Origin of the sequence: Pseudonocardia phyllosphaerae, from assembly GCF_046546475.1 — a bacterium.
Lineage (GTDB): Bacteria > Actinomycetota > Actinomycetes > Mycobacteriales > Pseudonocardiaceae > Pseudonocardia > Pseudonocardia phyllosphaerae.
The window spans coordinates 652,418-660,785 of the sequence record NZ_JBKGXS010000002.1 but is presented as its reverse complement, the minus strand read 5'-3'; the positions used below and the strand labels follow the sequence as shown (position 1 = coordinate 660,785).

The following is an 8,368-nucleotide window of genomic DNA, read 5'->3' as shown; positions in this document are numbered from 1 at the left end:
GGACTCGGTCCGGGTCCCGGACGCGGAGGAGACCAACGATCACCTGGAGTACGCCCGGCGGGTGCTGGACGAAGTCCGGTACCGCGACAGCGCCGAGGAACCCGACGACGAGGTCGCCCGCCGGCACGCCGCCGAAGGTGACGCCGACGAGCGGGATTCAGACGGATCCGACGTCGACCGTGAGGACCGTGAGGCGGTCGTCGACGAGGCGCCGTGAGCCGCTCACTTGACAGGTGCGGATCGGTGACGGCGGCGGGGCACCACACGGGCGAGTAGGCGGTGCAGAAACGCCTGCCAGTGTCGTCCCTGGCCGGAGTGGTGCTGGGCAGGGACGAAATGCGCCCGGGTGGGCGATGGTGCGGCGGGTGATCCGTAGTGCTGCGGTGAAGCTGCCCTGGTCGGGGTCGTGGGCGGGACGCGGCTAACCTTGACTGATGCCCACAGCCAGCGCAACCGTCACGTTCTTGCTCGGCTCGCTTGTCTTCGTCATGATACCGGGACCGAGTGTCTTCTTCATTTTAGGGCGAGCGATAGCCTTGGGCCGGCGAGCGGCGCTGGTCACGGCCGCGGGTAACCTTGCAGGGGTCTTGGTGTTCGTCGTCGCGGTGTCCTTCGGGGTCGGGGTGCTGATTGAGCGTCTAGCAGTCGCGCTGACCGTCCTGCGGTACTTGGGTGCCGCCTATCTCATTTGGCTGGGAGGCCAGGCTTTCCGGCACCGCCACCAGCTTGTCGAAGCGCTGAACGATCCGACGAAACATCCTAGTAGGCGGCGGGGGTTCTGGGAGGGAGTAGTCGTCGGGCTCACCAATCCCAAGGCGATCGTCTTCTTCGCAGCGATACTGCCTCAGTTCGTCGACCCGGCCGCTGGTAGCCCTGTAACTCAGATGCTCGTTCTGGGTCTGCTGTTCTGTCTTCTCGCCTCGACCATGGACGTCGTGTGGGCCAGCGCAGCGGGTACTGCGCGCGACTGGTTCGCGACATCTCCGACTCGCCTTCGGAGGCTAGGCGGAACAGGTGGCCTGATCATGATCGGTATGGGCATCGGGGTAGCGGCGACCGGAAACCAGAGCTGATCCCGGGCACCGCCCTTGTGCTCCTCAAATGAATCAGGGGAAAGGTGGGGGGCTGACCGGCTGACTCGGTCGATTCCCGGACCGTTCGGCCACTGCAGCGAGGTAGGCACTGAGGTTTTCTCAGTAGTGGTGATCATGTAGTTCGGTCGTGCTCGAGGTGGAGGACGACGAGTGCGGCGGCGGTGATTGCTCCGACTCGCCAGGGGCACAGGGTGACTTGTTGCAGCGCTTTGAAGGTGGTCTTGAGCAGGGCGTTGCCGCGTTCGGCGATCGCGCGGGTGGCTGAGTGCAGGGGCGCTGCGGTGCGCTGGTCGACCGTTCGCCCGTGTCCGGTGCGGCGTTTGGGCGGGACGGTGAGCCGGTCGGCTTCGCCTTCGTAGCCCAGGTCGGCGAGCACGGCGCGGTCGTCGCTGGTCCAGAGGGTGAGGGTGTCGAGCAGGTCGGGGTGAGTGCGGGCGCAGGTCGTGTCGTGTTCGCGGCCGGGACGGACCGGGGAGGTCCACAGGGGCCATCCGTCGGGGGCGGTGATGATCTGGATGTTGCCGCCGTGGCGGTGGTGCTTGCCCGACCACCACAGGTCCACCCCGGGGGTGGGGCCCGAGGAGCGGCAGCGGTGGGTCGGGATCAGGGTGCCGTCGAGGTGGACCCGCGAGTGGCCGGCGGCCCGGGCGGCCAGGAGTGCACCGTGCAGGCCCGGGGCGGCCGCGGCGAGGACGTCGATGCCTTCGTGCAGGTAGCGGTAGACCGTGGCCACCCCGATCGCGTTGTCGGTGGCCAGGCGCACGGTCCGGGTGGCATCGAGCAGCCAGCGCAGCACCAGCACTGCCTGGGCGTACGGGGTCAGCGCGCGGCGACCCCGGCGTGTGCGGCGACGCCGCCGCTCCTGGTCCAGTAGCCGGGACAGGTAGCGGGCGGTGGAGTCCCGGATCGGGAGCACACCGGTGTAGATGACAGGATCGGACACGCAGGGCCTCTGTAGCGGTGTTGATCTTTGGTCGGACCAACTCCCTCTACCGGGGCCCTGCCCTATGTCCCCGGCATCTGCCCCGGCTCGGCGTGTCGCATATGGACCCTCGCGCCACTACTGAGAACACCTCATTGTCGCACTGCCGGTGCTCTGCTTCTGCGCATGACATGGTCCGGAGCCGCCGCCGTTCTCCATCCCGCTCGGTGTCACCCTGCACCACGAGCTGGAGCTCCTGGTCGGGACCGGATACTCGCCGGTCGAGGCGCTGCGCGCGGCCACCGCGCTCCCAGCACTGTGGTTCGGACTCGACGACCGGGGCCGGATCGCGCCCGGACTGCGGACGGACCTGCTGCTCGTCGACGGAGACCCGACGACCGACATCAGTGCGACCCGCAACCGGCGTCGGGTGTGGATCGGCGGTGAGCAGGTGTGACCGTCGACGACCGCCCGCGGCCGGGCGGCACCTTCCCGCTGGTCGGGCACCAGACGGCTCGTGCCGTAGCCCTGCGGCCGGAGGGCGCGGTCGTTGTGGCGACCAGGGTCGATGCCGACCCCGATTGGCGAAGGCTCAGCCCTCCGGACGTCGAGGATTGACCGTGTCCATGTAGTCGGTGACCTGCTGCACGACCGCGGGTTCTTCCAGGGCTCCACCGTGGCCGGCCCTGTCGGTCCGGATGTGGTAGGTACCGGCGCCGAGCTGGTGCTCGACACTGTTCGCCCAGGCGACGGGGGTGGAGGGATCGTGACTGTTGCTGAGCAACAGGGTGGGTACCGGACTGCGGGACGCTACCGGAGCCATGGACCCGTCGGCGGGCTGCGGCCCGCCCAGACAGATGGACGTGTACTGGGCAGAGTTGGCCGAATATCCCATGTCCGGTGCTGCTCGCCGCATTGCCGCGTGATCGAGCCGCGCCTGCTCGACGGTCCGCACCGACATGTCGAAGTCCGAGCACACCAGGAGATCCGCGTAGGGCACACGAGCCGGGAGCTGACCGTCGGGCCCTTCATCCGAAATAGGATTGCGTCCGCGAGAGAGTTCCAGAAGGTCGGCGGCAGCCTTACGAACATCTGATGTCATCGCGGAATCCATGTACCGGCTCACTGCCGCGTCCGACCAGGGCCGCCCGTAGGAGGTCCCGGGTACCTTACCGTCACGGGCCTGGCGCTTTGCAGCCTGCAGGACGGCGGGGATGTCCTTGTCATGCAGTACGCACCCATCGTCGCTCCCGCACGTCTTCGCGAATCGTTCGAAGAGCGCCTGGGAGCTCGCGGCGGCCGTCGTGACAAATTCGCGTCGCGATTGCGCCGGATTCATCACGCCTTCCAGGATGGAGCCGTTGACGTGCCGGCCGAACATTCCCAGATAGCGTTCCGCGTACAATGTTCCGTACGAGAATCCGTAAACATTGACTCGATCCACCCCTAGCGCGGCTCTGAAGGCCTCGGCGTCACGGGCGTTGCTGACGGCATCGGCGTGGCTCGCGATCGCGGCCGGGTCCGTAGAGCATGCACTCCACAACGCTTCCTGATCCGCCCGCAGGGCGGCGAATTCCTTCTCGTCGGTCGGCGGGACCAGCGGGATGTCGAGAACGTTGCTCGCCGGACAGGAAAGTTCACCGCTGTCGCCGACGCCGCGCGGATCGATCGCCACCAGATCGTAGTCAGGCATCTGCTCGCGCAGGCTCGCGAAGCCGATGTCCCCGCTCTCGCCGGGGCCGGACGGAAAGTTGATGATCGTTCCGCGGCTCTCCGAGGCAGTGCTCTTCTGCCGGTAGACTCGCAGCGGCATCGTCTCGCCGTCCGGCTCGGACCAGTCCAGAGGGACTGTGAGCACGCCGCACTCGACTCCTCGCACGATGTCGGTCCGGCTGCACTTTCCCCAGTTGAGGGCTCCTCGAGGAGTGTCCTCCGGTTCGGCTTCCGAGGTCCCTGCCAGGCCAACAGGTGCAACCAGACTTACAAGGGCAGCTGCCGCCACGAGCAACCTTCGCATAGGTGTCCCTTTCCGTGTCGAAGCAATCTGAGGTGCTCGTCAGGGGCTTCGACGATGCCGTCCGAGCACGGTGATCACTCTAGGTCGAGGCTCACGGCGGCGACCTCGGTCAGAAGTACGAGATCATCGTTTCTCGGCCTGTCCTGGAGAAAGCCGATCCGGCTTTGCAGAGGTTCGCAATCGTGTCCTCACAGCCGACAGACGAGTTCGTCGGTGTGGACGGTCGCTCCGGCCTGGGCGAACAGCAGGTGCGACCCGGCGGCGGCGTTGAACGCGCATGGACGAGACGAAGTGCTGGACGGCGCCGACGGGTCAGCTGCTGCCGCAGCGGGCGTCCCGGGGCGGGGTGGCGAGGTCGACGAGGTAGTCGGTGACAGTCCGGTCGACGCAGGCGTTGCCGCCGTAGAGGGCGATGCCGTGCTGGGCGGCCTCGACGGTGAGCAGGCTGCCTCCCAGGCGGCGGGCCAGGTTCACCCCGCCCTGGTAGGGGGTGCCCGGGTCGTCGGTCAGGGAGACCGTCAGCGTGGGCGGTACCCCGGCGGCGTCGGGGAGCCAGGGGCTGGGCCGGCTGGGCGGTTCGGGCCACCCTTCGCACTCGTAGTGGGTCGGTCCACCGGGGCGGCCGGGGTCGAGGAACGGCGCCGCCCGGCGGGCCCGGTCACGCAGCTCGGTCTGCTCGGCCGGGGTGCGCCGGGGGTTGTCCATGCAACGCACGGCGAGGTTGGCGTCCATGTGGGACGCGCCGCCGTATCGACCGTCGGCACCGCGGCCGAGGGCGATGTCGCGCAGGGCGAGCAGGGTGTCGCCGCGGCCGGCGGCGAGCTCCCGCAGGCCCTGCAGGATCGCCGGTCGCTGCGTGGGGGAGAACAGCGAGCTGCTCACGCCCTGCACCATGTCGCCGTAGGTCAGGGTGCGGCCGTCGGCGGTGGGGGCGGGATGGTCGAGCAGGGGACGGGTGAGGTCCTGGAAGACCTCGGTCGCATGGGCCGGGTCGGGGCCCAGTGGACAGTCCGGGCCGGTGGCGCAGGTGGCGGCGAGATCGTCGAAGGATTTCTGCCAGGCGGTGAACTGGGACAGCCGGAACTGTGCCTCGGTCTCGTCCGGGTCGACGGCGCCGTCGATGACCATCGCGCGCAGGTTCTGCGGGAACGCCTGGGCGTACATCGCGCCGAGCTCGCTGCCGTAGCTGTAGCCGAGGTAGTTGAGTTTCTGCTCGCCCAGTGCGGCGCGCAGCACGTCCATGTCCTGCACGACGTTGCTGCTCCCGACGCTGGTCAGCTCCTCGACTCCGCCGCTTCCCTGGGTGCATCGACGGGCGATGTCCTGCGCCCGGCCGGTGTCGGCGACGTCGAACAGGTAGGTCGAGGGCAGTGCGTTGCGGTCGGTCTCGGCGTCGGTGAAGCAGTCGACCCGTGGTGTCGATGCGCCGACTCCGCGCGGGTCGAACCCGATGACGTCGAAGCGTTCCCCGACCGGGGTGTTGTCCCAGACCGGGCCCAGTGAGGCCACGAAGCCGGCCCCCGACGCGCCGGGCCCGCCGGGGTTGACCAGCAGGGACCCGATCTTCTCGCCGCGTGCCTTCGCCCGCAGCAGGGCGACCTGCCCACGGGGCCCGTCGGGGTCGGCGTAGTCCAGTGGTACCTCGACCCGTGCGCAGTCGAACCGGTCACTCGCATAGAGGGGTCGGTCGGTCGCCGAGGTCGCGTAGGAGTCACACGGCTGCCAGGTGATCTGCTGGTCGTGGAACGCGGCGAGCGCCGATGACGATGCGGTCTCGGCCGCGGCGGCCGGCCCCGGCGGTGCGGGCCCGCCGCAGGCTGCGAGCACCGTCAGCGAGACCACCCCCAGGGCGACGGGCAGCAGGCGAGAGCGGAACATGACGTCTCCTCGGGTCGGTAGTGGACGGAGGTCGCCGCTCGGCGGCTCCGTCCCGTGTCGCGTCCCATTGCATGTGCGCCCCGCACCGGTGGCACAGTGGCGTGCAGTCATCGGAGGACATGACGCCATGTCACTACCGTCGACGAGGAGCGTGCCGGACCGTTGTCGACCATGAACACCAAGCTGCTGGACATGACACTCACCGGCGTCACCGTCCTCTCCGTGACCGTGGTGATCGCCTACTTCGGGCTGCACCACGACACGGGGCTGTTCACCGTGCTGCCGGAGTCGATCACCGGATTCTTCCTGCAGAACCGGTTCCTGCAGTGGGTGGCGCTGGTCGCGCTCATCGGGGCGCTGGCCGGTAAGACCGTGACCGGACGAGTCCTCACGCGGCGCCGTCCGCAGCAGACGCGGTCGTGACCGACACCGTCAGGAGAACCGTGACAGGGACCGGTACCGCTCGGACCGTGGCGATCGGTGGCGATCGTGCCGGGACCGATCCGGCCGGAGCCGAGGCCGAGGCCGGGGGCGACCTCGGTGCGGGTGCGGGCACGGTGTCCTCGCGGGTGCGGCGGACCGCGACGGTCACCGCGCTCGCTGCGATCGCACCGCTGTGCGTCATCGGGGTCGCACTCACGGCGAACACCTGGTGGGACGGGCTCATCGCCGCCGTCGGACTGGTACTGGCACTCGGGGTGCTGCGGGAGTGGAGCCTGGACGGCTACCCGCGCAGATCGGTGTTCGCACTGGCCTTCACCGGTGTGAACTGGCTCGTGGCCGCCCTGACCGCCGCCAGCCCGATCACCTTCGTGCCCTTCGCGCTCGTCGGGTCGATGTTGCTGGCCAGGCGTCTGCGGCACCGATGGCGGTGGGTCGTCGTGCTGGCCGGGCTCAACGCGGCTGCGGGTGCCATGGCATTCCTGCCCCGTCCGCCCACGGTGTCTCTCGCCGGCCAGTACGTTCTCCTGCCCCTGGTGGGGACACTGTTCGTCGCCGGGGTGATCGTCGTCAGCGAGCACGCGTGGACCGTCGTCCGGCGCCTGGAACGGGCCGGCGAGGCCGAGCGTGAGCTGGCGATCGCCCACGAGCGGATGCGCTTCGCCGGCGACCTGCACGACATCCACGGGCACTCGCTGCACGTCATCAAGCTCAAGGCCGCCTACGCGCAGGCGCTCGTGCGCAACGGTGATACAGCGGCGGCCGACGTCGAGCTCGCCGAGATCCGCGGAGTCGCGACCGACGCCATCGCCGGTACCCGCGAGCTGGCCCACGCGCGCCTGCAGCTCAACCTGGCCGCCGAGCTGGAGAACACCCGCCATCTCGGTGAGGCCGCAGGCATCCGGGTCGAGATCCGGCACGACCTCGGCGACGCCCCGGCCCACCCGCTGCTGGCACAGGTGCTGCGTGAGGCCACGACCAACCTGCTCCGGCACGCCCACCCGCGCACCGTCGCCATCACCGCGTCGAACAACCGGATCGAGGTCACCAACGACGGCCTCGACACCGATGCGGGCCCGGACCCCGAGCTGCGCGGACTCGCCCAGCTGCGGGACCGCATCCTCGCCGCCGGTGGGAACCTGTACGTGAGCGCCACGCAGACGACGTTCACCGTCGCCGCCCACCTCGACGACCCCGCCGTCGGCGACCACCGCGACACGCGGGCGGGGACCTGATGACCGAACCGGCGATCGCCCGCATCGTGCTGGCCGACGACGAGAAGCTGCTGCGCAGCGCGATGGCGGCGCTGCTGCCCCTGGACGGCACCATCACCGTCGTCGCCCAGGCCGAGGACGGCGACCAGGCGGTGCGCGAGACCCTCGAACACCGTCCCGACGTACTCGTCATCGACCTGGAGATGCCCGGAACCAACGGCCTCGACGCCGTCGCCCGCATCCGTGAGCACCACCCCGACCAGCCCGTCCTCATGCTCACCCGCCACGCCCGTCCGGGAGTCCTGCGCCGCGCACTCAAGCTCGGGGTCCAGGGCTTCATGAGCAAGAGCGCCGACCCCGAGGACATCGTCCGGGTGATCCACGAACTCCGCGCCGGACGCCGCTGGATCGCCCACGAGGTCCTCGAAGCGTCGGTGATCGACGACTGCCCGCTGACCGACCGCGAGATCGAGGCCCTCGTCGAGACCCGCGAGGGCTACTCGGTGGCGCACATCGCCCACCGCCTGCACCTCGCCCACGGCACCGTGCGCAACTACCTCTCGAGTGCCATGCAGAAGACCGGCACCCCGACCCGCCACGACGCCGCCCGCCGCGCGTACGAACGCGGGTGGCTCTGACCGGTCGACGGGTGCTTCCGAACCGCCCGGTCCTCGGCAGAGGTCGGTGCGCTTGCGGGCGTAGCCGAATCGGACGGATGGCGCGAATCGTCTCGTGCAGTCGGTGCGGCGGAGCGGGGTCGTGGATTCGTCATTCGCAGCTGCACTGAATCTGCCCGCAGTGC

At 69.4% G+C, this 8,368-nt stretch carries 9 protein-coding genes; 6 read left to right on the top strand and 3 right to left on the bottom strand.

Features of this window, described 5'->3' with window-relative positions; all coding sequences use genetic code 11:
- On the top strand, positions 1 to 217 hold a 217-nt coding region (locus tag ACLE50_RS08410; protein ID WP_410942843.1), incomplete at its 5' end, for a hypothetical protein.
- Positions 218 to 434: 217 nt separating this feature from the next.
- Positions 435 to 1,073, top strand: a complete 639-nt coding sequence (locus ACLE50_RS08405) for a LysE family translocator (protein WP_410942842.1) — start codon at positions 435 to 437, stop codon at positions 1,071 to 1,073.
- A gap of 133 nt (positions 1,074 to 1,206) precedes the next feature.
- On the opposite strand, the gene ACLE50_RS08400 is transcribed toward ACLE50_RS08405, so the two are convergent.
- Positions 1,207 to 2,010, bottom strand: coding sequence for an HARBI1 family protein (locus ACLE50_RS08400; protein ID WP_410942867.1), 804 nt, complete (start codon positions 2,008 to 2,010; stop codon positions 1,207 to 1,209).
- Positions 2,011 to 2,233: 223 nt separating this feature from the next.
- Here ACLE50_RS08400 and ACLE50_RS08395 point away from each other — a divergent pair, with 223 nt between their 5' ends.
- Positions 2,234 to 2,473, top strand: coding sequence for an amidohydrolase family protein (locus ACLE50_RS08395; protein ID WP_410942866.1), 240 nt, complete (start codon positions 2,234 to 2,236; stop codon positions 2,471 to 2,473).
- 135 nt (positions 2,474 to 2,608) lie between these two features.
- Here the strand turns inward: ACLE50_RS08395 and ACLE50_RS08390 are convergent, their stop codons facing one another.
- Complete coding sequence (locus ACLE50_RS08390) at positions 2,609 to 3,874, bottom strand: alpha/beta fold hydrolase (RefSeq protein WP_410942841.1); 1,266 nt, start codon at positions 3,872 to 3,874, stop codon at positions 2,609 to 2,611.
- A gap of 471 nt (positions 3,875 to 4,345) precedes the next feature.
- The gene (locus tag ACLE50_RS08385; protein ID WP_410942840.1) at positions 4,346 to 5,911 is read right to left on the bottom strand and encodes an alpha/beta hydrolase; all 1,566 of its coding nucleotides are present in this window, start codon (positions 5,909 to 5,911) and stop codon (positions 4,346 to 4,348) included.
- A 171-nt stretch (positions 5,912 to 6,082) separates the two neighbouring features.
- Here ACLE50_RS08385 and ACLE50_RS08380 point away from each other — a divergent pair, with 171 nt between their 5' ends.
- From ACLE50_RS08380 to ACLE50_RS08370, 3 genes are read left to right on the top strand one after another with little or no spacing between them, the layout of a single operon-like run.
- Positions 6,083 to 6,334, top strand: coding sequence for a hypothetical protein (locus tag ACLE50_RS08380; protein WP_410942839.1), 252 nt, complete (start codon positions 6,083 to 6,085; stop codon positions 6,332 to 6,334).
- Positions 6,335 to 6,381: 47 nt separating this feature from the next.
- Positions 6,382 to 7,587 carry a sensor histidine kinase gene (locus ACLE50_RS08375; RefSeq protein WP_410942838.1) on the top strand — a complete coding sequence of 402 codons (1,206 nt, stop codon included), beginning with the start codon at positions 6,382 to 6,384 and terminating at the stop codon, positions 7,585 to 7,587.
- A 14-nt stretch (positions 7,588 to 7,601) separates the two neighbouring features.
- Positions 7,602 to 8,204 carry a response regulator transcription factor gene (locus ACLE50_RS08370; protein WP_410942865.1) on the top strand — a complete coding sequence of 201 codons (603 nt, stop codon included), beginning with the start codon at positions 7,602 to 7,604 and terminating at the stop codon, positions 8,202 to 8,204.
- Positions 8,205 to 8,368 lie beyond the last annotated feature (164 nt).